This is a genomic window from Pararhodobacter sp. (assembly GCF_036802785.1).
Taxonomy (GTDB): domain Bacteria; phylum Pseudomonadota; class Alphaproteobacteria; order Rhodobacterales; family Rhodobacteraceae; genus Pararhodobacter.
Genome location: NZ_DAIRVN010000049.1, coordinates 1 through 23380 on the forward strand (window position 1 = coordinate 1; position 23380 = coordinate 23380).

General features: G+C 65.9%; 21 protein-coding genes. 8 read left to right on the forward strand and 13 right to left on the reverse strand.

The features are described from left to right. Both V7Q53_RS15535 and V7Q53_RS15540 read right to left on the reverse strand, forming a co-directional pair. Nucleotides 1-1240, reverse strand: a 1240-nt coding sequence (locus V7Q53_RS15535; protein WP_333829576.1) for a trypsin-like serine peptidase, incomplete at its 3' end; no start/stop codon positions are given. A gap of 160 nt (nucleotides 1241-1400) precedes the next feature. Further along, complete coding sequence (locus V7Q53_RS15540; RefSeq protein ID WP_333829577.1) at nucleotides 1401-3188, reverse strand: hypothetical protein; 1788 nt, start codon at nucleotides 3186-3188, stop codon at nucleotides 1401-1403. A 266-nt stretch (nucleotides 3189-3454) separates the two neighbouring features. On the opposite strand from V7Q53_RS15540, the gene metG reads away from it, so the two are divergent. Both metG and aroQ read left to right on the forward strand, forming a co-directional pair. After that, the gene (gene metG / locus V7Q53_RS15545; protein ID WP_333829579.1) at nucleotides 3455-5173 is read left to right on the forward strand and encodes a methionine--tRNA ligase; all 1719 of its coding nucleotides are present in this window, start codon (nucleotides 3455-3457) and stop codon (nucleotides 5171-5173) included. A 202-nt stretch (nucleotides 5174-5375) separates the two neighbouring features. Next, nucleotides 5376-5816: a type II 3-dehydroquinate dehydratase gene (gene aroQ / locus V7Q53_RS15550; protein WP_333829580.1), complete on the forward strand. Its 441-nt coding sequence runs from the start codon at nucleotides 5376-5378 to the stop codon at nucleotides 5814-5816. 1 nt (nucleotide 5817) lies between these two features. On the opposite strand, the gene V7Q53_RS15555 is transcribed toward aroQ, so the two are convergent. Then, nucleotides 5818-6747, reverse strand: a complete 930-nt coding sequence (locus V7Q53_RS15555; RefSeq protein WP_333829581.1) for an ornithine cyclodeaminase family protein — start codon at nucleotides 6745-6747, stop codon at nucleotides 5818-5820. A 129-nt stretch (nucleotides 6748-6876) separates the two neighbouring features. Between V7Q53_RS15555 and V7Q53_RS15560 the strand changes: the two genes are divergently transcribed. Together V7Q53_RS15560 and V7Q53_RS15565 are read left to right on the forward strand one after the other, a co-directional pair. Beyond that, nucleotides 6877-7539 carry an SDR family NAD(P)-dependent oxidoreductase gene (locus tag V7Q53_RS15560; protein ID WP_333829582.1) on the forward strand — a complete coding sequence of 221 codons (663 nt, stop codon included), beginning with the start codon at nucleotides 6877-6879 and terminating at the stop codon, nucleotides 7537-7539. Further along, on the forward strand, nucleotides 7536-9065 hold the full coding sequence (locus V7Q53_RS15565; protein WP_333829583.1) for a cryptochrome/photolyase family protein: 1530 nt from the start codon (nucleotides 7536-7538) through the stop codon (nucleotides 9063-9065). The genes V7Q53_RS15560 and V7Q53_RS15565 overlap by 4 nt, the downstream gene beginning before the upstream one ends. A gap of 150 nt (nucleotides 9066-9215) precedes the next feature. On the opposite strand, the gene V7Q53_RS15570 is transcribed toward V7Q53_RS15565, so the two are convergent. Beyond that, complete coding sequence (locus V7Q53_RS15570) at nucleotides 9216-9839, reverse strand: MarR family winged helix-turn-helix transcriptional regulator (protein WP_333829584.1); 624 nt, start codon at nucleotides 9837-9839, stop codon at nucleotides 9216-9218. A 126-nt stretch (nucleotides 9840-9965) separates the two neighbouring features. Between V7Q53_RS15570 and V7Q53_RS15575 the strand changes: the two genes are divergently transcribed. Both V7Q53_RS15575 and V7Q53_RS15580 read left to right on the forward strand, forming a co-directional pair. Then, nucleotides 9966-10850 carry an RNA polymerase factor sigma-32 gene (locus V7Q53_RS15575; protein ID WP_333829585.1) on the forward strand — a complete coding sequence of 295 codons (885 nt, stop codon included), beginning with the start codon at nucleotides 9966-9968 and terminating at the stop codon, nucleotides 10848-10850. 105 nt (nucleotides 10851-10955) lie between these two features. Then, on the forward strand, nucleotides 10956-11831 hold the full coding sequence (locus tag V7Q53_RS15580; RefSeq protein ID WP_333829586.1) for a VanZ family protein: 876 nt from the start codon (nucleotides 10956-10958) through the stop codon (nucleotides 11829-11831). Between the two features lie 123 nt (nucleotides 11832-11954). Here V7Q53_RS15580 and V7Q53_RS15585 read toward each other — a convergent pair whose 3' ends face one another. The 9 genes from V7Q53_RS15585 to V7Q53_RS15625 all read right to left on the reverse strand — a co-directional run bounded on the left by V7Q53_RS15585 (nucleotide 11955) and on the right by V7Q53_RS15625 (nucleotide 21442). Continuing rightward, nucleotides 11955-13577, reverse strand: a complete 1623-nt coding sequence (locus V7Q53_RS15585; RefSeq protein ID WP_333829588.1) for an AMP-binding protein — start codon at nucleotides 13575-13577, stop codon at nucleotides 11955-11957. Nucleotides 13578-13658: 81 nt separating this feature from the next. Continuing rightward, nucleotides 13659-14060, reverse strand: coding sequence for a RidA family protein (locus tag V7Q53_RS15590; protein WP_333829589.1), 402 nt, complete (start codon nucleotides 14058-14060; stop codon nucleotides 13659-13661). Beyond that, complete coding sequence (locus V7Q53_RS15595) at nucleotides 14057-14473, reverse strand: acyl-CoA thioesterase (RefSeq protein ID WP_333829590.1); 417 nt, start codon at nucleotides 14471-14473, stop codon at nucleotides 14057-14059. Before V7Q53_RS15595 ends, V7Q53_RS15590 begins: the two co-directional genes overlap by 4 nt. Then, complete coding sequence (locus tag V7Q53_RS15600; protein WP_333829592.1) at nucleotides 14470-15606, reverse strand: acyl-CoA dehydrogenase family protein; 1137 nt, start codon at nucleotides 15604-15606, stop codon at nucleotides 14470-14472. Before V7Q53_RS15600 ends, V7Q53_RS15595 begins: the two co-directional genes overlap by 4 nt. A gap of 94 nt (nucleotides 15607-15700) precedes the next feature. Continuing rightward, nucleotides 15701-16513, reverse strand: a complete 813-nt coding sequence (locus V7Q53_RS15605; protein WP_333829593.1) for an enoyl-CoA hydratase family protein — start codon at nucleotides 16511-16513, stop codon at nucleotides 15701-15703. Nucleotides 16514-16552: 39 nt separating this feature from the next. Next, nucleotides 16553-17008 carry a MarR family winged helix-turn-helix transcriptional regulator gene (locus V7Q53_RS15610; RefSeq protein ID WP_333829594.1) on the reverse strand — a complete coding sequence of 152 codons (456 nt, stop codon included), beginning with the start codon at nucleotides 17006-17008 and terminating at the stop codon, nucleotides 16553-16555. Further along, nucleotides 17008-17748: an SDR family NAD(P)-dependent oxidoreductase gene (locus V7Q53_RS15615; protein ID WP_333829595.1), complete on the reverse strand. Its 741-nt coding sequence runs from the start codon at nucleotides 17746-17748 to the stop codon at nucleotides 17008-17010. The genes V7Q53_RS15610 and V7Q53_RS15615 overlap by 1 nt, the downstream gene beginning before the upstream one ends. Further along, the gene (locus V7Q53_RS15620) at nucleotides 17745-20030 is read right to left on the reverse strand and encodes a bifunctional salicylyl-CoA 5-hydroxylase/oxidoreductase (RefSeq protein WP_333829596.1); all 2286 of its coding nucleotides are present in this window, start codon (nucleotides 20028-20030) and stop codon (nucleotides 17745-17747) included. Before V7Q53_RS15620 ends, V7Q53_RS15615 begins: the two co-directional genes overlap by 4 nt. Nucleotides 20031-20467: 437 nt before the next feature. Further along, the gene (locus tag V7Q53_RS15625; RefSeq protein ID WP_333829597.1) at nucleotides 20468-21442 is read right to left on the reverse strand and encodes a DUF2125 domain-containing protein; all 975 of its coding nucleotides are present in this window, start codon (nucleotides 21440-21442) and stop codon (nucleotides 20468-20470) included. Nucleotides 21443-21546: 104 nt separating this feature from the next. On the opposite strand from V7Q53_RS15625, the gene V7Q53_RS15630 reads away from it, so the two are divergent. Beyond that, the gene (locus tag V7Q53_RS15630) at nucleotides 21547-22083 is read left to right on the forward strand and encodes a gamma-glutamylcyclotransferase (protein ID WP_333829598.1); all 537 of its coding nucleotides are present in this window, start codon (nucleotides 21547-21549) and stop codon (nucleotides 22081-22083) included. A gap of 64 nt (nucleotides 22084-22147) precedes the next feature. Next, nucleotides 22148-23380 (forward strand): biopolymer transporter ExbB, encoded by a 1233-nt coding sequence (locus tag V7Q53_RS15635; RefSeq protein WP_333829599.1) that lies wholly within the window; start codon nucleotides 22148-22150, stop codon nucleotides 23378-23380.

The following is a 23380-nucleotide window of genomic DNA, read 5'->3' on the forward strand; positions in this document are numbered from 1 at the left end:
GGGGCTGGGGCGCGAAGAACTGGCTGTCGACCGCCAGAAGCCGCCATTCGCCGCCGCGCTGGTGCATGATCGGCGAGCCGCTGTCGCCCTGTGTGGTGTCGCAATCATGGATCAGCGATCCGTCGCGATAGGCGGCCAGCACCTGGCAATCCACATGCCCGGACAGCCAGCTTCCCGTATCCCAGCTGTATCCCGCCTGACTGACGGTAAAGCGCCCTTCGCGGATGGCCAGATGATCGTCCTTGTCCAGAAGCATCGGCGCGACATAGCCCAGTTCCAGCCCCAGATCTCTGTCCAGCGTCAGAAGCGCCCAGTCGTCGCCATTGCCGCCATTCGGCGGGGCGTCCTGCGGGGTGTAATCGGGCGAGACGACATAGCCGCTGACGCCCGCGCGCCCCTGCTCGCTGTCGCCCCAGGCGCCGGCGCGGAAATGCAGCGCCTTGATCGGTGCGCCGTTGCTGCCCATCAGGCAATGCGCTGCCGTGGCAACCAGCCGGGGGGCGATCAGCACGCCGCTGCAACTGCCATCGGAAAGCTGCACCAGACCGACGGCGCGCCATGGCATCTGCGTGACATCCACCAGCACCCGGTCATCATGGCCGAAATAATGGTCGCGCGCGGTGTGGGGCCGCGTTCTGCCCGTGCAATCGGCGGTGTCGGTATTGGCGCTGCACAGCCCGGTGCCGGTGCCGGGTTCGTCGCAGATGTCGTTGAAGGCGTGTTCGCAATTGTTCGAGCGGTTGCGCAGGAAGGCCACGGCCTGGCAATCGGTCGTATCGGTGCCCGAGGTGCACAGGCCTGTGCCGATCCCCGGTTCGTCGCATTCACCGTCATTGGCCCAGCGGCAGGTCTCATCGCCGCCGATCGCCAGCGCGCGGCAATCGGAGGCGTCGGTACCGTCAGCACAGGCGCCCGTGCCGCCAAAGCGCGCATCGTCGCATTCCAGATCATGTGCCCAGCGGCAGCTGTCATCGCCCAGCCGGGTGCGGATATCCGCCGGAACTGCGGACCAGAGCCGCTGCCATGCCTGCGCCTCGGCCCGGCAGTCGTTTGTATCGGTGCCGGTGGGGCAGGCGCCGGTGCCGCTATAGCGGGTTTCGTCGCATTCGCCGTCATTGGCCCAGCGGCAGGAATTGTCCTGCGCCAGCGCCGGGGCGGGCAGCGTCATCGCCATCAGGAAGCCGGTCAGCAGACCCGCGGTCAGGCGAGAGGCGGCGGCGGCGCGGGGATATCGGGGCATGGCGGGCTCTTGTCTGCGCGGGAATTGCCCCGGCCCGGCGGGCCGGGGCATTGGCCGGTTCAGAGCGGGGTGCGCGGGGCAATGCCCGGCGTTGCCGCACTGATCCTGTGGTCCGGCGCAGGGTGCGAAGCCCGTAATGCTTCGCCCCGCGCCGGTTGCCTCAGTGCTCGCGGTCCATGACCCAGAGCGGGCTGGCGATGGTCACGCCCAGTGTCGCCACACCGCCGTTACCGCCGTAGGTGCCCGCAAAGACCGCGTAATCGCCTGCCTGCGGGTTGGGGATCATGACGCCGGGGTTCAGCCCTTCGAAGTCATCGTTGCAATGGATCTGCCCGTCGGGCGCAACCACCATCAGCGTGCCATCCGCTTCCGAGACCATATAGACCATCAGTTGCGGCAGTTCCGCCTCGGCCGAGATGACGACATCGGGGCGCGAGGGAACGATATAGCCGGAGCAGCCGTCGCCCATGCCAAAGGCCTCGTCATTGCTTGCCTGCACGTCAAAGATGACCCTGGGGTCCACGCGGGTTTCGGGGCCAAAGCTGACCACGCCCACCGCAGGCTCTGCCGCCGGGTCAAGCGAAGCGCCGCCGGTGACCGGGCCCGCGCCATCCCACTGGGCCTGACCGAGCGCGCCATAGAGGTCGAATGTCCCGCTGGCGCCCTGCGAATAGGCGCCGACGAAGACGTGATAATCGCCTGCCATCGCGTCGTGGAACTCCACCCCCGGGTTCAGCCCGTAGCTGTCGTCATTGCACAGCCACAGCCCGTCAGGCCCGCGCGCAGCCAGCACCAGATCGGTCTGCGACATCGCGTAAAGGCTGAGCAGGGGCTGCGACTCGTCCAGTGTCACCACCATGTCGGCGGCGTCGATGCCCGAGTAGCCGGGGCAGTAGCTGCCCGTGGGGAGTGATTCGAGCGGATCGATGGCCACGACCGGCCCGTTGCCCAGATGCTGACCCTCGCCCCCGGGCGCGGACATCACCGCATGGCCCAGACGCGGCGCGGCTGACAGATCAAACGTGGCCTCGCTGAAGGCCGGTCCGCCCTGCGAGGCGAAGAGGTCATAGCTGGCCGCGCCGCCCTGCGAGAAGGCGCCGACGAAGATCTGATAATCGCCCGCCGGGGCGTTGTTGAAGGTTACCGCCGGGTTCAGGCCGAAGGAGTCGTCATTGCACAGTACCGTGCCGTCGGGGCTGCGCACCGCGATGGTCAGGTCACGGTCCGATTGCGCGGCGATGCTCAGCATCCGTTCTTCGGCATCGAGCGTCAGCACCGCATCGGCGGCGTCGAACCGGCCATACCCCGGGCAGTATTCGGTATTGAGCGGGCTCATCGGTGAGTCAGGGTGAAGCGTGGCGCCCCGCGCCAGTTCCTGCCGCCCGCCCTCAAGGGTGGCGGTGAACACATGCTGCCCGGCGCGCGGTTCGCCAAGTGAAGCGACATCCAGCCCGTTGAGTTCCAGCGCCGAGACCGGCTGATCGGACGCAATGAGCCGTGCCGAAATCCGGCTGCCCTCTTCACCGCCCAGCCAGACCAGATAGCGCCCGGGCTGAACTCCGGCAAGCTGGGTGGAGGCGAGCGCATCGCTGCCGACCAGCGCACAACGGTAAAGCCCGTCCGGCGTGCCCAGAACCATGCTGACCAGTCCCTCACCCGTCGCGGTGAAGGCAAGGGTTTCCAGCCGGTCGGTCACCTCGAAGACCGCCGCCGCGCCTTCTGCCACAAGATGCCCCTGGCAGCCGCGCACGAAGGAGGCCGCAGGTTCCACCGCCTGTCCGAACACGCGCAGGCCCACTCGGAGCGGGGTGTAATAATCTGTGGAGGGCGACAGTTCGACCGCGAACCCCGCCTGTTCGTCCGCGAGCGCGGCAGAGGCACCCAGTGAAAGCGACAATGCGGTAAGCGCGGTGGAAATCAATAATGATGAACGGGAAGCACAGGGCATCGGCTGTTCCTTGGAATTTCAGACTTAAGGACGCCGCGCCTCAGAGGGGCCGACGCCGCCAAAGACTGCCTCTTTGACCCGCTGGCGTCAATCATCTTGACGGGGCCGCTCACAGCCCCGTGCAGGAGACCGCCGGTCGCGGCGATGAATCCGCCCTGCAATTCCCTTCTCTGTTTTCTTTCCGTGATTCCGGCGCTGGCGGGCCGGGCGGGCTTCCTGTAAAGACGGCGCGACCCTGCAACTGACAGAACCAAGATGGACCCGACATGGCGCGCATCCTGATCACCTCGGCCCTGCCTTACATCAATGGCATCAAGCATCTGGGAAATCTGGTGGGCTCACAGCTCCCGGCTGACCTTTATGCGCGCTACATGCGGGCGCGTGGCCATGAGGTGATGTTCATCTGCGCCACCGATGAGCACGGCACCCCGGCCGAAATCGCCGCCGCCAAGGCGGGCAAGCCGGTGGATGAATACTGCGCCGAGATGCATGAGGTGCAGGCCGGGCTGGCGCGCGGTTTCGCCATGTCCTTCGACCATTTCGGCCGCTCCTCCAGCCAGCGCAACCATGTGCTGACCCAGCATATGGCAAAGACCCTGGGCGAGGCCGGGCTGATTTCCGAAGTGTCCGAGGAACAGGTCTATTCGGTTGCCGACGGCCGCTTTCTGCCCGACCGCTACATCGAAGGCACCTGCCCGAACTGCGGCTATGAGCGCGCGCGCGGCGATCAGTGCGAGAACTGCACCAAGCAGCTTGACCCGACCGACCTGATCAACCCGCGCTCGGCCATCTCGGGCTCGACCGATCTGGAGGTGCGCGAGACCAAGCATCTGTTCCTGCGCCAGTCCACCCTGCGCGATACGCTGGATGAATGGATCGACAGCCAGACCGGCTGGCCGGTGCTGACCACCTCGATCGCCAAGAAATGGCTGCACGACGGCGACGGGTTGCAGGACCGGGGGATCACCCGCGATCTGCACTGGGGGGTGCCCGCCCAGTTCGAGGGCGCGCCGTGGAGCGGGATGGAGGGCAAGGTTTTCTACGTCTGGTTCGATGCCCCCATCGAATATATCGCCGCTACCGCCGAATGGGCCGATGCGCAGGGGCTGGATGACAGCGCCTGGGAACGCTGGTGGCGCACCGACAAGGGCGCGGATGACGTGCGCTATGTCGAATTCATGGGCAAGGACAACGTGCCTTTCCACACGCTGTCTTTCCCGGCCACGCTGATCGGATCAGGCGAGCCGTGGAAGCTGGTGGATTACATCAAGTCGTTCAACTACCTGAATTATGACGGCGGCCAGTTCAGCACCTCGCAGGGCCGGGGCGTGTTCATGGATCAGGCGCTGACCATCCTGCCTGCCGATTACTGGCGCTGGTGGCTGCTCAGCCATGCGCCCGAAAGCAGCGACAGCGAATTCACCTGGGAGAATTTTCAGGCCAGCGTGAACAAGGATCTGGCCGATGTGCTGGGCAATCTGGTCAGCCGGGTGACCAAATTCTGCCGCTCGAAATTTGGCGAGGTGGTGCCCGGGGGGGGCGCATGGGGGCCGGGTGAGGCGGCGCTGATTGCGGCGCTGAGCACGCGCATCCGGGCCTATGAGGGGCATATGGAGGCGATGGAGGTGCGCAAATCGGCAGGCGAGTTGCGCGCGATCTGGGTGCTGGGCAACGAATACCTGCAGGAAGCCGCGCCCTGGTCCACCTTCAAGACCGACCCGGAGCAGGCCGCCGCCCAGATCCGTCTGGCGCTGAACCTGATCCGGCTTTACGCGGTGCTGTCACAGCCCTTCATTCCTGAGGCCGCGGCCCGGATGATGGCGTCGATGCACTGCGAGGACTGGTCCTGGCCCGGCGATATCGGCGCGGCGCTGGCGCTGTTGCCCGAAGGCCATGGCTTTGAGGTGCCCGAGGTGCTGTTTGCCAAGATCACCGATGAAGAGCGCGCCGATTACGCCGCGCGGTTTTCGGGTGTGCGCGACTGAGGTCGGGGTCGGAAAAAGAAGGGGGCTTTCTGCCCCCTCGGGGCCAGCGGCCCCTCACCCCCGGGGATATTTCTGAACAGGTGAATGGGCATTTTTTCCGACGGTTTTTGCGCGGGGCCATCGGTGCGGGGCTTCTGGTTGGGGGCTTGCCGGAGAAGGGTTGACGCGGCACTCTGGCGCCGGATGAAAAGCAGGAGGTTTCATGGCGGGCATTGTCCACCTTATCAACGGGCCGAACCTTAATCTGCTGGGGCAGCGCCAGCCCGAGATCTACGGGCGCGAGACGCTGGAAGATGTGGTGCGCCTGTGCCAGAGCGTGGCGGGCGAGTTGGGGCTGACGCTGGCGGCGTTTCAGTCAAACCATGAGGGCGCGCTGGTCGATGCCATTCAGGCCGCGCGCGGGGTGGCGGGCGGGATTGTCATCAACCCCGCCGCCTATACCCATACCTCGGTTGCCATTCTGGATGCGCTGAACGCTTTCGGGGGGCGGGTGATCGAGGTGCATCTGTCGAACATCCACCAGCGCGAGGCGTTCCGCCATCATTCCTTTGTCTCAGCGCGCGCCGATGCGGTGATCGCCGGTTGCGGGGTGCAGGGCTATGAGCTGGCGCTGCGGCGCATGGCGCGGTTGCTGACCGGCTGAACTATGCCTGTGCGGCGCGCCAGCGCGCGAGCATCATCCGCGCCGTCATCAGGTCCAGATGCGCGCCGCCGCCGTTCTTGAACAGAGTGATTTCCGCGTCCGAGCGGCGCCCGGCCCGGCCTGCGACCATATCGTAGAAATCGCCCTGAATATCGGCTTCGGTGATCACCCCTGCCGCGATGGGGATCATCAGCTCGCCGATATGGCCGATGGTGGTGGCGCGCGAATCGACGAAGAGGCGCGCGCGTTTCAGGCAGGTATCGTCGGCCTCACGCATATCGGGGGTATAGGCGCCGATCAGGTCCAGATGCTGGCCGGGTTGCAGCCAGTCGCCGTTGATCAGGGGTTCCTTCGCCATGGTGCAGGTGGCGATGATTTCGGCGGCGCGCACGGCGGTTTCCAGATCGGTGGCGCTCTCGGTGCCGGGGTTCCTGTCAGCCAGGGCCCGGGAGGCGGCGGGGTTGCGCGCCCAGATGGTCACCTCAAGGCCGGGGATCAGCGCGCTATAGGCCTCGATCAGCGTCTGGGCCACGACGCCCGCGCCGACGATCAGCAGTTTGCGGGCGTCCTTGCGGGCCAGAAGCCGGGCGCCCAGAAGCGAATCACCCGCCGTTTTCCATTTGGTCACCAGCGGGCTGTCGATCACCGCCTCGACCGCGCCGGTGGTATCATCAAAGACCAGCATAGCGCCCTGCACGCTGGGCCGCCCCGCTGCCGGGTTGCCGGGATAGACGGTGACCGATTTCACGCCTGCGCCCAGCCCGTCGATCCAGGCGGCGCGTGACAGGAGCCGGTCATCGCCGCGGGACAGGAGCTGGTCGCGCAGTTCGGCGGGCGCGGCGCGGTGGCCCTCGATCAGGGCATCGGTCAGGGCGATCCAGTCCATCAGCGGTTCGCAGGTGGCAGAGGTCAGATAGGGCAGGGTGGTCATGCTGTGTTCCTTCTTTGCGCGCAGAGTGGCGGGCGCGGGCGGGGGTGTCAATTGGCCGGGCGGGTTATCGGGAGGCTGGACGGGGAGCACCGGCGCGCTACCTGAGCGGCGAAACAAGCGGGGCAGGGAATGCGGGTGCTGATTATCGGTGCGTCTGGCGGGATCGGTGCGGCGCTCGGGCGGGTGGCGCGCGGGCGGGGGGCTGATGTGGTGGGCCTGTCGCGCAGCATCGACGGGCTGGATGTGACGGATGAGGCCAGCGTGGCGGCGCATCTGGGCGCGCTCAAAGGCAGCTTTGATGCGGTGATCACCACCACCGGCGCGCTGGAGATCGGCGGGCAGGGGCCGGAAAAGAGCCTGCGCGCGCTGGACCCTGCCACCATGGCTGCGCAATTCGCGCTCAATGCCATCGGCCCGGCGATGGTGCTGAAACATGCGGCCCGGTTGCTGCCGCGCGAGCGCCGCGCGGTGTTTGTGGCGTTGTCGGCGCGCGTGGGTTCGATCGGGGATAACCGGGCCGGGGGGTGGTATTCCTACCGCGCTGCCAAGGCCGCGCTGAACCAGATCATCCGCACCGGGGCGATCGAACTGGCGCGCAGCCATCCGCAACTGGCCTGCGTGGCATTGCATCCGGGCACGGTGACCACGCTCCTGACCGAGAAGTACCTGGGCCGCCACCCGGCAGTGACGCCGGATGCGGCGGCGGAAAACCTGTGGGCGGTGATCGACGGGTTGAGCGCCGCTGACACGGGGCGTTTCTATGACGGTGCGGGCAAGGCGGTGGCCTGGTGAGGCCGCGTCTGGTTCTCGTGCTGGGCGATCAGTTGTCCGAGGGGTTGAGCGCGCTGGAAGCCGCCGACCCGGCGCGCGATATCGTGGTCATGGCCGAGGTGATGGCCGAGGCACGCTCGGTGCCGCATCACCCCAGAAAGATCGTGCTGGTGCTGGCGGCGATGCGCAAATTCGCCGAACGGCTGCGCGCGCTGGGCTGGCGGGTGGCCTATACGCAGCTGGATGAGGACGGCAACAGCGGCGCGATCACCGGGGAGCTACTGCGCCGAGCGGAGGGCTTTGGTGCGGCGGAGGTTCTGGCCACGCGTCCCGGCGAATGGCGGTTGACGCAGGCGCTGGCGGGGGTGCCGCTGGTGGTGACGATGCTGCCGGATGACCGTTTTCTCTGCCCGGCCACTGATTTTGCCGACTGGGCCGCGGGGCGCAAGGTGCTGCGGATGGAGCATTTCTATCGCCGGATGCGCCAGCGGACCGGCTATCTGATGGAGGGCGATACCCCCGCGGGGGGCCAATGGAACTTTGACCATGAGAACCGCAAACCGGCGAAGGCCGACCTGCTGCGCGCCCCGCCCCTGCGCCATGAGCCCGATGCGGTGACGCAGGCGGTGATTGACCTGGTGCAGGCGCGGTTCGCCGATCACTTCGGCACGCTGACACCCTTCTGGTTCGCCACCGACCGCGAGGGCGCGCTGCGGAGCCTGGAGCATTTCCTGACCCACCATCTGCGCGATTTCGGCACCTGTCAGGATGCGATGCTGGCCGGGGACGGCTTTCTGCACCATGCGCTGATATCGCCCTATCTGAACATCGGCCTGCTCAGCCCCGCCGAGGTCTGTGACCGGGTCGAGGCCGAATGGCGGGCGGGGCGCGCGCCGCTCAACGCCGCCGAGGGGTTCATCCGGCAGGTGCTGGGCTGGCGCGAATACGTGCGCGGCATCTATGACCTGCACGGGCCGGGCTATGCGGAGCAGAATGCGCTGGGCCATACCCGCGCGCTGCCCGCGCTCTACTGGGGGGCGCCGACGCGGATGGCCTGCTTGCAGGCGGTCGTCAGTCAGACCCGCGAGCATGCCTATGCGCATCATATCCAGCGGCTGATGGTGACCGGCAATTTCGCGCTGCTGGCCGGGGTGGACCCGGGCGCGGTGCATGCGTGGTATCTGGCGGTCTATGCGGATGCCTTTGAATGGGTGGAGGCGCCGAACACGATCGGCATGTCGCAATTCGCCGATGGCGGGGTGCTGGGGTCAAAACCCTATGTCTCCTCCGGGGCGTATATCGCGCGGATGTCGGATTATTGCCGGGGCTGCGCCTATGATGTGACGGCGAAAACGGGGGAAGGGGCCTGCCCGTTCAACCTGCTTTACTGGCATTTCCTTGACCGCCACCGCGCCCGGTTTCAGCCCAATCCGCGCATGGCGGTGATCTATCGCAACTGGGACCGGCTGGCGCCGGAGCACAGGGCGCAGGTGTTGACGCAGGCCGGGGGTTTTCTGGCGCGGCTGGAGGCGGGTGAGGCGGTGTAGGGTGGCGGCGGCGGGCCCGTCGAGGGCCCGCCCGCCGCCCCGGGGGCTGTCTGCCCCCGCCACGCCCCTTGGCAGGGGCGTGCCCCCGAGGATATTTCCGAACAGGTGAAGATGAGTGCAGCGCGCCGGCTCAGCGCAGGCGGCAGCTTTTCAGCGCAAGCGGGGCGCGGCGGGCGAGAAATCGACGCAGAGCGCGGTCATTTCGCCGCGATCAAGCAGCGTCTGGGTGCAGCGGCAATAGGCCGGCCCCTTGCCGGTGGTATCGCAATGGCCGCAATCGCCGCAATTGCCGAACAAGGGCGCGGTGCGTGCGCGGGCCATGGTGGTGGCCAGCCGCGCGATCAGGCTGGCGAACTGGTCCCGCGCGCCCTCCGGCAGCTGGTCGATGGCCTGGGTCAGGGCTGAGAGCGGGTCATCGCCCAATTTTTCGCGCCCGGTGGCGGTGACCTCGATCAGGGTGCTGCGGGCGTCGGCCTCATTGGTATGGCGCTCAAGATAGCCGAGCGCGATCAGCGACTTGACGGTCTGCGAGGCGGTGCCGCGGGTGGTGGCGTGGAATTCGGAGAATGCCGAGGGGGTGCGTGAAAAGCGGTTGGCGCGGGCGAAATAGCGCAGGGCCGTCCATTGCGCCGGGGTCAGGCACTGGTCGCTGGCCGCGCCATGCACCAGCCGGGCCAGATGAACGATCTGTTCGGCCACATGACTGGCCGAGCCGGGGGTGATGCCGGGCGTGGCGCTGTCATCCTGTCTTTTCGAAGCGGGTTCTGCGGTCATGGAGCGTGAGGTAAGCCGGGCGGAGGCAGTTGACAAGGCTTCGCATAGATAGTAGCGATACGAAACAATAAAGGAGCGGCAAGAAATCATCTTTGCCCTCCGGGCGTTTGCTGAAAGGCTTTTCCGATGGGTTACCAGGATCACCACACCCGCCGCTACATCCGCGCCTCGATGGCTGAAGAGGTGCTGGATGCCGAAACCGAGACCGCGCTGGCCATCGCCTGGCGTGACCACCGCGACGAAGCCGCGCTGCACCGGCTGATCGGGGCGTACAAGCGCCTTGCGGTCTCGTTCGCGGGCAAGTTCCGCCGCTATGATGTGCCCTATGATGACCTGATCCAGCAGGGCAATCTGGGCCTGATGCGCGCGGCTGAAAAATTCGATCCTGAGAACGGCGCGCGGTTTTCGACCTATGCGATCTGGTGGATCCGCGCCTCGATGCAGGATTATGTGATGCGCAACTGGTCGCTGGTGCGCACCGGGACGAATGCCACGCAGAAGAAGCTGTTCTTCCATCTGCGCCGTGTCCTGCAGCGCCATGAGGGCGATGCGTCACGCGATGAGCCGCTGTCAACGCGGGTGGCGCGCGAGTTGCAGGTGCCTGAGGATCAGGTCGAGGTGATGATGGGCCGCATGTCCGGCGCCGATCTGTCGCTGGATGCCCCGCAGGGTGCCGATGACGAGGGCGGACGCACCTGGGTTGATGCGCTGGTCGATGATGCGCCGCTGACCGAGGCTTCCGTTCTGGGCCGTCTGGAGCATGACCGCCGCCGCCGCGCGCTCTATACCGCCGTGTCGGCGCTGCCGGAGCGTGAGCGCCGCATTGTCGCGCTGCGCCATCTGGCGGAAGAGCCGGTCACGCTGAGCGATCTTGGGGTCTCGATGGGGATCTCGAAGGAGCGGGTGCGCCAGCTTGAGGAGCGGGCGCTGGCGCGGCTGAAGGACAGCCTGCGCGCTGCCGAGCCGGAGGCGATGGCGGGCGCTGTCGCGGGGGCTTCGGCAGGCTTGTGACGACGCGCGGCGGGGCACAGTTAAGCCCTTGCCAAGCCCAATTACTGCCGTTTTTCCGGGCGATCCTAAAAGGATGAATGACGCGGAAAACCGGCGGAAGACTGCATGAAACGCAAGGACATACCTCAGGACAAGGCCGCGCGCGCGCATGCGCCGCGGCCTTCCGGCCTTATGGTTTCCTTCATCGAGCGCAACGGGATGTGGTCGCGCATGGGGCTTGCGCTCAGCCTTGTCCTGGCGGCGGTGATTGCGGTGCTGATGCTGACACCGCTGCCACCCGATGTGCCGATGCCGACAGGCGCCGACAAGGTGTACCATTTTATCGCCTTCATGGCGCTGGTGTTCCCCGTGATCGTCACCGACACGGAACGCTGGAGCTGGGCGGTTCCGGCGGCCATTGTCTTTGGCGGTGCGATCGAGGTGATCCAGCCGATGGTGGGCCGCACGGCCGACTGGCTGGATTTCGGCGCGAATGTTGCCGGTGTTCTGGCCGGTGCCGCGCTGGCCGAGATCCTGCACAACCGCATCCGGCGCTCGGTCATCGGGCCTGAGCCCGAGTTGCGCACCAGTCAGCCGCTTTTGTCCGAGCAGGAGCGGCTGGAAGCCATGCGCGCCGATCTGATGGCCGAGCTGCGCGCGGTCCTGCGCGAAGAGCTGGAGGCGGCGGCGCGGCGCGATGACAGCGCGCGCGTTGAAGCCGGAAAAGGGGCCGGGGCGGCACAAGATGAAGCCCCGGTTTCTGATGAGGCCCCGGTTTCTGATGAGGCCGTGCAGCCTGAGCGCATCACGCCTGTGCGCGTTACCCCCGTCCGGCTGCGCGAAAGCGCCGAAATGAAGCGCGCGCGGATTGCCCGCCGGCCCAAGGGCCATTCCTTCGACAAGATCACTGGCGCAAGCGACGATGATGAGGCCTTGCCGAAACTGCATGTCCCGCCGCCGAGCGGCAAGACGAATGGCGGCGGTCGCACGCTCCGGCATTGAGCCGCGCGCACCGGGACTGGGGCACCGGGACGGGTGCAATGTGACCGGTGCACCTGTGCAACCGGCCCTCAGGTCCTTGCGCGGGAAGGCCGCCGCAGCGGGCCTGCCAAAGCCCTCCCAGCCTTAGCCCTCCTTGCGCAGGCGGAAACGCTGGATCTTGCCGGTCGCCGTTTTGGGCAGGCTTTCGGTAAAGATCACCCGGCGCGGGTATTTGTAGGGCGCGATGGTTGCCTTGACATGGTCCTGCAGCCGTTTGGCGGTCAGCGGATCGGGCGCCACACCGGCACTGAGCACCACATGCGCCTCGACAATCTGGCCGCGCTCAGGGTCAGGGGCGCTGATCACCGCGCATTCCAGCACATCGGCATGCGACAGCAGCGCGGCCTCCACCTCAGGCCCGGCGATGTTGTATCCTGACGAGATGATCATGTCATCCGAGCGTGCGGCAAAGTGGAAATAGCCCTTCTCGTCACGCCAGAAACTGTCGCCGGTAAGGTTCCAGCCGTCCTTGACATAGACGCGCTGGCGCTCCCGATCCGAGAGGTAGCGGCAGCCGGTGGGGCCGCGCACCGCCAGCCGCCCAACCTCGCCGTCAGGCAGGGTCTGCATGTCGGGGCCAACGATGCGGGCCTCATAGCCTGACACAGGCCGCCCGGTGCATGCGGGGAAGCTGTCGCCAAAGCGGTTCGAGATGAAGATATGCAGCATCTCGGTGGCGCCGATTCCGTCCAGCATGGGCTTGCCGGTTTTCGCCATCCATTCCTCATAGACCGGGCCGGGCAGGGTTTCCCCGGCCGAAACGGCGGCGCGCAGGCTGGACAGGTCAGCACCCTCATCCATCGCCTTCAGCATCACCCGGTAGGCGGTGGGCGCGGTAAAGCAGACCGTCGCGCGGTATTTCTGGATGATCTCGATCATGTTGGGCGGCGAGGCATTTTCCAGCAGACAAGCCGTGGCACCAAAGCGCAGCGGGAAAATCGCGAGCCCGCCCAGCCCGAAGGTGAATGCCAGCGGGGGCGAGCCGATGAACACATCCTCCGGCGTCACCCCCAGCACTTCGCGTGCATAGCCATCGGCAATGATCAGCAGGTCACGGTGAAAATGCATCGTCGCCTTGGGCGCGCCCGTGGTGCCCGAGGTGAAGCCCAGCAGCGCAACATCATCGCGCCCGGTCTGCACCGCGTCAAACTTCACGGGCTTCGACAGTGCGGCGCGGTCCAGTTCGGCATCATGGTTGGCCGTGCCGTCAAAACCCACCACGGTTTTCAGAAATTTCGAGCTTTTGGCACAAAGCGCCAGCTCATCCATCAGCCGCGTATCGCACAGGGCGTGGGTGATATGCGCCTTGTCCACAATCGCGGACAACTCACCCGCGCGCAGCATCGGCATGGTATTGACCACCACCGCGCCCGCCTTGGTCGCCGCCAGCCAGCAGGCCACCATCGCCGGGTTGTTGGCAGAGCGGATCAGCACCCGGTTGCCGGGCTTCACGCCGAAATCATGGACCAGCGCATGCGCCAGACGGTTCGTCCAGTCGCTCAGTTCCTTATAGGTCCGCTCACGGCCATTGCCGATCAGCGCGACATGGTCGCCGTAGCCCAGACCGACAACCCGGTCGGTCAGCTCAACCCCGGCATTGAGGTGGTCCGGATAGGAAAACCCCTCCTGCGGCAGGTCCGGCCACAGCGCGGCAGGGGGCAGATGGTCACGCGCGAAAGTATCGACATGCGCACTCGGTCCAAGCATTCTTATCTCCCGGAAGGGCGGGCCCCCCTGTGGGGCACCGCGAAAACGGGGCGTTCACCGCCCTCTGGTTCTTGGTCTGGCTCAGTCAGGGATCACGGCGGTGGCCTCGATCTCGACCTTGGCGCGGTCTTCGACCAGGGCAACCACCTGCACAAGCGCCATGGCCGGAAAGTTCTTGCCAAGATGCTTGCGATAGACGCGGCCCAGATCGCGCAGACTATCCATATAGGCGCGCTTGTCGGTGACATACCATGTCAGCCGCACCAGATGTTCCGGCCCGGCGCCGCCCTCGGCCAGCACCGCCGCGATATTGGCCAGACACTGATCGACCTGGCCCAGAAAATCATCGGTTTCAAACTCCTGATCGGCATTCCAGCCGATCAGCCCGCCCAGGTAGAGCGTGCGTCCACGTGCGGCGATGCCATTGGCGTAGCCCGGCGTGGGTTTCCAGTTCTTGGGGTGCAGGATCTCGTGCACGCTCATGTCGGGGTCTCCTCTTGAAATGCTTGCAGCCGGGCGCTCAGCGCCTCGGGCCAGGGGGCGGCGCGGCCTTGCGGGCCGATCCAGACGATGCGCTGGCGCGCCTCCAGCCGCAGCTCACCCGCCATCTCGGCCCGGTGATGCAGATCCAGCGAGGAGCGGCCCACGCCTGTCACTGTCAGCGTGAAGCGCACAAGATCGCCCAGCCGTGAGGGGGCGCGGAAATCGGTCTCCAGCCGCACGGTCGGCACGCCGTGACCCTCGATCATGGTGATCTGCTCGAACGGATGCGCCAGCCGGTCGCGGAAAAAGTTCTCGACCATCGAGTTGATCATCTCGAAATAGCGCGGGAAAAAGACGATCCCGGCCGGGTCGCAATGGTTGAATTCAATGCGGATATCGCGGGAATAGCTCATCCCATCACCTGCCGGGCAATCACCACCTTCTGCACATCGCTCGCTCCCTCATAGATGCGCAGCGCCCGGATTTCGCGATACAGGCTTTCCACGATGAAGCCCTTGCGCACCCCGTCGCCGCCGAAAAGCTGCACGGCGGTGTCGATCACCTTCTGCGCGGTCTCGGTGGCATGCAGCTTGGCCATCGCCGCCTCGCGGGTGATGCGCGGCGCGCCCATGTCGCGCGTCCAGGCGGCGCGGTAGATCAGCAGTGCCGAGGCATCGACCCCCAGCGCCATATCGGCGACATGGCCCTGCACCATCTGCAGATCGGCCAGCGGGGCGCCGAACAACTGGCGCTCGCGCACCCGCGCCAGCGCTTCATCGAGCGCGCGCCGCGCAAAGCCAAGCGCCGCCGCGCCGACTGTCGAGCGAAACACATCGAGCACCGCCATCGCCTGCTTGAACCCCGCGCCCGCGATGCCGATCAGCGCGCTGTCGGGCAGGAAGACATCTGTCAGGCGGAAATGGGCCAGCGGATGCGGCGCCACCACCTCGATCCGCTCCAGTATCTCAAAACCCTTAACGCTGGCGGGCATCAGGAACGCCGACAGGCCGCGCGCGCCCGGCGCCTCGCCCGTGCGGGCAAAGATCACATAGAGATCGGCAATCCCGCCGTTCGAGATATAGGTCTTCTCCCCGTTCAGCCGCCAGCCGCCGGCCACCTTTTCGGCGCTCATGGTTGAATTCGCCACGTCTGATCCCGAGCCCGGCTCGGTCAGCGCAAAGGCTGAAATCGCTTCGCCCGCCCGCGTCTTCGCCAGCCATTCGCGCTGCGCGTCACTGCCGAACAGGCTGACCGTTCCCATCCCCAGCCCCTGCATGGCAAAGGCGAAATCGGCCAGCCCGTCATGGCGCGCCAGCGTCTCGCGGCTCAGGCACAGCATGCGCAGATCAAAGCTCTCGCCCTGCGCCACCCCGGTGGGTTTCAGCCAGCCGTCGCGGCCCATGTCGGCCACCAGCTTGCGGCAGGCTTCATCCACATCCGAATGATCGGCAGGCAGATGGAGCGCGCACCATTCATCGAGCGCCTGCGCCCATTCCCGGTGCCGGTTTTCGAAAAACGGCCAGTCCAGAAAGCTACGATCTGCCATTTTCTGTCCTCAAATATCCTCAGGGGGTTTCCCAAGGGGGCGCGAGCGCCCCCTTGGGGCGGGGGTGCGGGGGCGGCAGCCCCCGCGTGCCCGTTCAGTTTCCCTCGAAAACGGGTTTCTCTTTGGCCACGAACGCATGATAGGCGCGCGAAAAATCCTGCGTTTTCATGCAGATCGCCTGCGCCTGCGCCTCGGCCTCAATGGCCTGTTCCAGCCCCATGTTCCATTCCGCATTCAGCTGCGTCTTGGTCATCATATGCGCGAAATTCGGGCCCGAAGCGATGCGCTGCGCCAGCGCCAGCGCCGCCGCCTCCAGCTCATCCGCGCCGTGCAGGGCGTTCCAGAAGCCCCAGTTCAGCCCCTCTTCGGCCCCCATCGCGCGCCCGGTATACAAAAGCTCCGCCGCTCGGCCCTGACCGATGATCCGCGGCAGGATCGCGCAGGCGCCCATGTCGCAGCCCGCCAGCCCCACGCGGGTGAACAGGAACGCCGCTTTCGCTGCCGGCGTCGCCAGCCGCAGGTCGGATGCCATGGCGACAATCGCGCCCGCGCCCGCGCAAACCCCGTCCACCGCTGCGATGATCGGCTTGCCGCAGTTCAGCATCGCCTTGACCAGATCGCCGGTCATGCGGGTGAAGCGCAACAGCTCCGGCATCTCCATACCCACCAGCGGGCCGATGATTTCATGCACATCCCCGCCCGAGCAGAAATTCCCGCCGTTCGAGGCAAAGATAACCACATCCACATCGGTGCAATAGGGCAGCGCGCGGAAGGTATCGCGCAGCTCGGCGTAGGACTCGAACGTCAGCGGGTTCTTGCGTTCGGGCCGCGACAGGCGGATCGTGGCGATCCGGTCGGCGACATGCCAGTCAAAATGTTCGGGCTTGAGATCGGCCATCAGGGTCATCATTCGGTCCTTTGTATCATCCGTCGCGGTGTCAGACGGTTATTCCGGTATCTTCTCAGGCTGGGCGCGCTGAAGGATATCGCGGAAGGTATCCAGATCCTCGGCGCTCAGGCCGGAAAACAGCGCGTCAATGCGTGCCTCATGGCCCTGTGCCATGGCCTCAAAGGCTTTCAGCCCGGCCTCGGTCAGCGCCACATGCACGGTACGCCGGTCGGTCGGTGCGGGAGTGCGCCGCGCCAGCCCGTCCTTCTCCAGCCGGTCCACCACCGCCGTGGCATTACCGTTCGACACCAGTAGCAGACGCGACAGTTCCGACATGGTCAGGGCCTCGCGTCGCCGGTAGAGCGCGGCCATCACGTCAAAGCGGGGCAGGGTGGTTTCATGCCCCTTGCGCAGATAGTCGCGCAGATCGGCCTCCACGGTGCGCGTCAGCCGCAGCAGCCGTATCCAGCTTTTCAGCCGCCGTTTGGACAGCGAAGGGGCGCTTTCATTCATCAGATCTCTCCTCCTGAGACCGAGAGCGCATGACCATTGACCATCGAGGCACCGGCTGACGCCAGAAACAGCGCCGCTGCCGCAACCTCATCGACCCGGACCATGCGTTTCATCGGGTTATCCGCCACGATCTGCGCCAAGGCTTCCTCCGGGGTCAAGGAAAACCGCCTCTCGACGGCATCGACCGCCGCCTGCCCAAGTGGGGTATCGACAAAACCGGGGCAGATGGCGTTGCAGGTCATGCCCTTGGTCGCCACCTCCTGTGCGATGGAGCGCACCAGCCCCAGCACCCCATGCTTGGCCGCCGCATAGGCGGCGATCGTCGCGCCCCCCTTCAGGCTGGCGGTTGAGGCGATGGCGATCATCCGCCCGCCCGGCTGCATCACCTTCAGCGCTTCGCGGAAGGTCAGGAACGTGCCGGTCAGGTTCACCGCCAGCGTCTGGTTCCACTGTTCCAGCGAGATGGAGCGCAGCTTGCCCGCCGCCCCACCGCCGGCATTGGCGATCACCACGTCGAACGGCGCGTCGAACAGCGCCGCCACCTGCGCCTCATCGGTGACATCGGCGACACGGCAGGTCATGCCGCGCCCGGCGTCGGTTTCCTGCAGCGCTGCCAGACCGCGGCCAGTGATGGTGACATCATCACCGGCCGCGGCAAAGGCCTGCGCCAGGCCCCGTCCGATGCCCGAACCGCCGCCGGTGATCAGTACCCGCCGCTTGCGTGCATCCTCCCCGCTCATGCCCGCAGCACTTCCTGCTCTCGCTCGGCCAGCCTGCGCGCCTGATCGCGGCCCGCCAGATAGGGCAGGGGCCATTGCGTGGCCGTGTCGCCCAGTTGGGTGGCGGCGTGCAGCGTCCAGTAGGGGTTGGCCAGATGCGGGCGCGCCAGACACACCAGATCAGCCCGGCCCGCCATCAGGATCGAATTGACGTGATCCGTCTCAAAGATGTTGCCCACCGCCATGGTCCTGATCCCTGCCTCGTTGCGGATCCGGTCCGAGAACGGGGTCTGGAACATGCGGCCATAGATCGGGCGCCCGTCGAACGCGGTCTGACCGGCGGAGACGTCGATAATATCGGCCCCGGCCTCGCTGAACATCTTCGCGATCTTGACGGCTTCCTCAGGGGTGACACCATCGCTGCCCACCCAGTCATTGGCTGAAATCCGCACTGACATGGGCTTCGACGCAGGCCAGACGGCGCGCATCGCGGCAAAGACCTCCAGCGGGTAGCGCATCCGGTTTTCCAGACTGCCGCCATATTCATCCGTGCGGATGTTGGACTTGGGCGAGATGAAGCTGGAGATCAGATAGCCGTGTGCGGCGTGCAGCTCCACCATGTCAAAGCCGCAGCGCGCCGCCATCTCGGTGGAGGCCATGAACTCATCGCGCACCTTGTCCATTTCCGTGCGGCTGATTTCGCGCGGGGTGGCGTTGCCGGGCGACCATGGGATGGCCGAGGCCGAGACAATATCCCAGTTGCCTTCCTTGAGCGGCGCATCCATCTTTTCCCAGCCGAGCTGGGTTGAACCCTTGCGCCCCGAATGGCCGATCTGCATGCAGAGCTTGGCCGGTGTCTCGGCATGGACGAAATTGACCAGCCGTGACCAGGCGGCCTCGTGCTCGGGCGCATACAGGCCCGGGCAGCCCGGCGTGATCCGCCCTTCCGGCGACACGCAGGTCATCTCGATATAGACCAGCCCCGCACCGCCCTTGGCGCGCTCGGCGTAATGGATGAAATGCCAGTCCGTCGGGCAGCCATCCACGGCCTTGTATTGCGCCATGGGCGACACCACCACGCGGTTGGCCAGCTTCATGTCGCGCAACTGGAACGGCGCGAACATCGGCGTGCGGCCTGGCTCGCCCCCGGCCTGTTCCTGAAACCAGTCCTCGGCGCTGCGCAGCCATTCCGGGTCCCGCAGGCGCAGGTTCTCATGGCTGATACGCTGGCTGCGGGTCAGCAGCGAATAGGCGAACTGCGGCGCGGGCATGTCCAGATAGCGCTCGACCTCCTCGAACCATTCCAGGGAGTTGCGGGCGGCAGACTGGGTGCGCAGCACCTCGATCCGGCGCACTTCCTGATAGCGCTCAAAGGCCTGTTCCAGCGTCGGCTCGGAATGCAGATAATCGGCCAACGCGATGGCGCTGTCGAACGCCAGACGGCTGCCCGAACCGATGGAGAAATGCCCGGTCGCCGCCGCATCGCCCATCAGGACGACATTCTCATGATACCACTTTTCGCAGATCACGCGCGGGAACTGCATCCATACCGCAGAGCCGCGCAGATGGGCGGCATTCGACATCAGATCATGCCCGCCCAGATGCGCCTCAAATATCTTGCGGCAGGTCTCGACGGTTTCTTCCTTCGACATATGCTCAAAACCCCAGCGGTCCCAGGTTTCGGGCAGGCATTCGACAATGAAGGTCGCGGTCTTGTCGTCAAACTGGTAAATATGCGCCCAGACCCAGCCATGCTCGGTCTTCTCGAAGATGAAGGTGAAGGCATCGTCAAAGCGCTGATGTGTGCCCAGCCAGACGAACTTGCACTTGCGCATGTCGATATCGGGCTGGAAAACCTCTTCATATTCCTTGCGCACAAGGCTGTTGATGCCGTCGGTGGCGACGACGATGTCGTATTCCTTGCGGTATTCCTCGGCCGACTTGAACTCGGTCTGGAATTGCAGATCCACCTCCAGCTCGCGCGCCCGGGCCTGCAGCAGAATCAACATCTGCTTGCGCCCGATCCCGGCAAAACCATGCCCGCCGGAGACATTGCGCTGGCCGTTATGGACCACGGCAATATCGTCCCAGTAGGCGAAATGGTCGCGGATCGCGTTGGTCGATTGCGGGTCGTTGATCTGCATTTTCGACAGCGCATCATCCGACAGGACAACGCCCCAGCCGAAAGTGTCGTTGGCGCGGTTGCGCTCCATCACCGTGACCTGATGCGACGGGTCGCGCAGCTTCATGGAAATGGCGAAGTAGAGCCCGGCGGGGCCGCCTCCAAGGCAGAGGATCTTCATGCGTGTGGTCTCCCTGATCGGTTACAGCGGAGACTGGCATTTCAGATCATAAATTTCAAGCTTGAAATTACACCGCCCCCCGCGCCGCTTTGTCACGCCGGTTTCTCGCCGACCTGCATACTTCTTCGCACCGCGATGGAGATGCGTTGACGAAGAACGGGGGCGCTGCCCCCGCCCGTCCATCTGCGATGGCCGGACTCCCCCGGGATATTTATGAACAGATGAATCAGGGGCGCGGCGCCTCCTTTCATCTTGCCGGAAATACGCGGGGGTGAATGGGCCGCAGGCCCAGAGGGGGCAAAGCCCCCTGACTCCTGAAAAAGACCTAAGGGGGCGAAGCCCCCTGTGCCGCCGTGCCGCAGGCGCGGCGGCCCGGCCAAACGGGCGGAGGGGGCGGGCGGCAGCCCGCCTCCGACAACGGGCGGGAGCGGCCCGGCCTAGCGCAGCGGGGGGAGCGATCCCAGCACCACCGGCCCCAGCAGAATGTCGCCCGCGCGGACCGCGAAGGGGGCTTCCAGCCGCTCGGGGTTGGCGGGGTCGGTCATGGATTGCAGCGCCAGTGTGACCAGCGTGTCATGTTCGGCGGGCATGAGGCCTGCGTCGCGTGCGCGGCGCATCAGCTCGCGCCAGCCGGTAATTGCCAGCACCATCTCGCCCGAGAGGTAGCCCTGCGCATCAGGTTCCAGCCGTCCGCTTGCGTTGATCGTGATCCCGTCAAAGACCAGCCGCCCGCCGGTCAGCGCCAGCCCGGTCACCTGCGGCGGTGCTCCGTTCAGGGCGTGGCGGTCCAGTGCGCGGTCAAGGGCGACCTCCCCCTCCAGCCGGATCACATCGAACCGGCGCGGCCAGTGGCCGTGAGGGTCCTGCGCGTTCAGGGCGGCGGGGTCCGGAAAGGCATTTTCCAGCTCGATCACCAGCGCGTGGCGCGCCCCCTCCAGCGCGCGGCTGGCCAGTCTGGTGGTATCGGCGCGATGGGTCTCGTTCAGGCTGCGCAGCGCCGGGGCCTCGGCCACGAGGGCCACGCGCTCCACCGGCAGGTCCAGCCCGGGCGTCATCACCAGGCTTGCGCGCATGTCCTGCGTATGCAGCGAAAATTCCCGGCCCTCGATATCGAACTGCTGGTCCTGCGCGAAGACGGCGATCACATGGTTCAGCCGGTAGCTGAGCGCGAAGAACTGCACGAAGGGCGCGCGCCAGCGTAGCCCGCCCTGCGCCACCTGCGGCGCGTCCAGCGTCAGGTCAAAGCGGTTGGGAAAGCCCTGCAGGCTGTGACTGGCTGCCGAGACCGCCGGATTGCCCTGCAACACCCGCGTCACCGCATGGTCCATCGCCCTTGCGCCCGCGAACCAGTAGCCGCCCCAGCCCAGTGTGGCGAGAACGGCCACGGCCAGAAGCCCCCAGATCACCCGCATTGCCCGAACCCCGGTTGTTTTCCTGTCAGCGCGTGTTTACATCCCCGCCGCGTCAGGGGCCAGCCATTGCAGCGCCCGCGCACGTTTTGGTGACGGAGGTCAGGGTGCAGCCGCTATGGGTTTTCGGATACGGGTCACTGATCTGGAGCCCCGGTTTTGCCTGGACCAGCCGGGCTGTTGCCCGGCTTGAGGGCTATCACCGCTCCTTCTGCATGCGCTCGATCCATCATCGCGGTACCATCGCCGAGCCGGGCCTTGTGCTGGCGCTGGACGCCGCTGAGGGCGCGCATTGCAGCGGCATCGCCTTTGAGATCGCCCCCCAGATTGCTGAGGAAACGCTGGAATATCTGCGCGCGCGCGAGCTGATTTCGGCCGCCTATCTGGAGACGGTTCAGCCCGTGACGCTGGCCAGCGGCACCGCCGTCAGTGCCGTGGCCTATGTCATCGACCCGGCGCATGCGCAGTATTGCGGCGGCCTGTCGCTGGAAGAACAGGCCCGGATCATCGCGCGTGCCGTGGGCGGGCGCGGGCCGAATTGCGAGTACCTGCACCAGACTGCCACGCATCTGCGCGCGCTGGGGCTGCCCGATACGGAGCTGGACTGGTTGTCGCAGCGGGTGCAGGCGCTGAAAACGGCATAGTTTACGGTTGGCAAGCGGCGCGCTTCCTACTAGATATTGTGGGTAAATCAGCGGGTCAGACAGTATGGCGAGACAACTCAAAGCGGGTGCCCTGGGACCGATCGGCCGCGTGCAGTTCTCGCAGCCGGTGCGCCAGATCACCCTGATGCTGATCTCGCTGGCGCTGGTCGGTGCCGGGGTCTATATCGCCTTTCCGCGCGTCTCGGGCATCTTTTTCGCCAATATCTGGCTTAACGGCTTCATTTTCCTTGTCTTTCTGATCGGCGTTCTGGCCACCTTCTGGCAGGTATTCCAGATTTCCAGCTCGGTCGCCTGGATCGAGGGGTTCGCCGCCGAAACGCCGGGCCATCAGATCACCGTCGCGCCGCGCCTGCTGGCACCGCTGGCAGCGCTGCTGCGTTCGCGCGGGAAATCCAGCCATATCAGCGCCACCTCGACGCGCTCGATTCTCGAATCCGTCGCAACCCGGATCGACGAAGAGCGCGATATCACGCGGTATCTTGTCAACCTGCTGATTTTTCTTGGCCTTCTGGGCACGTTCTACGGCCTCGCCACCTCGGTTCCGGCGGTGGTTGAAACCATCCGCTCGCTTGCCCCGCAGGAAGGGCAGAGCGCGCTTTCCAGTTTCGGCGATCTGATGTCCGGGCTTGAGGCGCAGATGGACGGGATGGGCGTGGCCTTTTCCTCGTCCCTCCTTGGCCTTGCGGGGTCGCTTGTGGTGGGGATGCTGGAGCTGTTCGCCAGCCACGGGCAGAACCGCTTCTACCGCGAGCTGGAGGAATGGCTGTCGTCGATCACGCGGCTGGGCTCCGCCGCGTCCGAGAACGAGAGCGGCGAGGCCGGCGGCGCGATGGGCGCATTGGTGACGGTGCTGGACAGCATGGCCGACCAGCTGGAAGCGATGCGCAACCTGCAATCCGAGGCCGAGGCCGGGCGCGCGCAGCTTGATCAGGGCCTCTCCACGCTGGCCGAGGCCGTTGACCGGCTGTCGCTGCGCTTCGAGATGGAAAGCAGCACCGCCGCGGCGCTGAGTCGGCTGGCCGACGGTCAGGAACAGGTCATCGGCCATCTGAACACCATGACCGCCGAGCCGGAGGCCCATATCGAGGCCGAGACCCGCATGCGCCTGCGCTCGATGGATGTGCAACTGCTGCGCATCCTGGAAGAGCTGTCGGCGGGCCGTCAGGAATCCATCGCTGATCTGCGCACCGATCTGTCCACCCTGACCCAGGCCGTGCGCCAGCTCAACCGACAGCCGCCGCCGGTGATCATGCCCGCGCGCGACGACGAGGGCTGA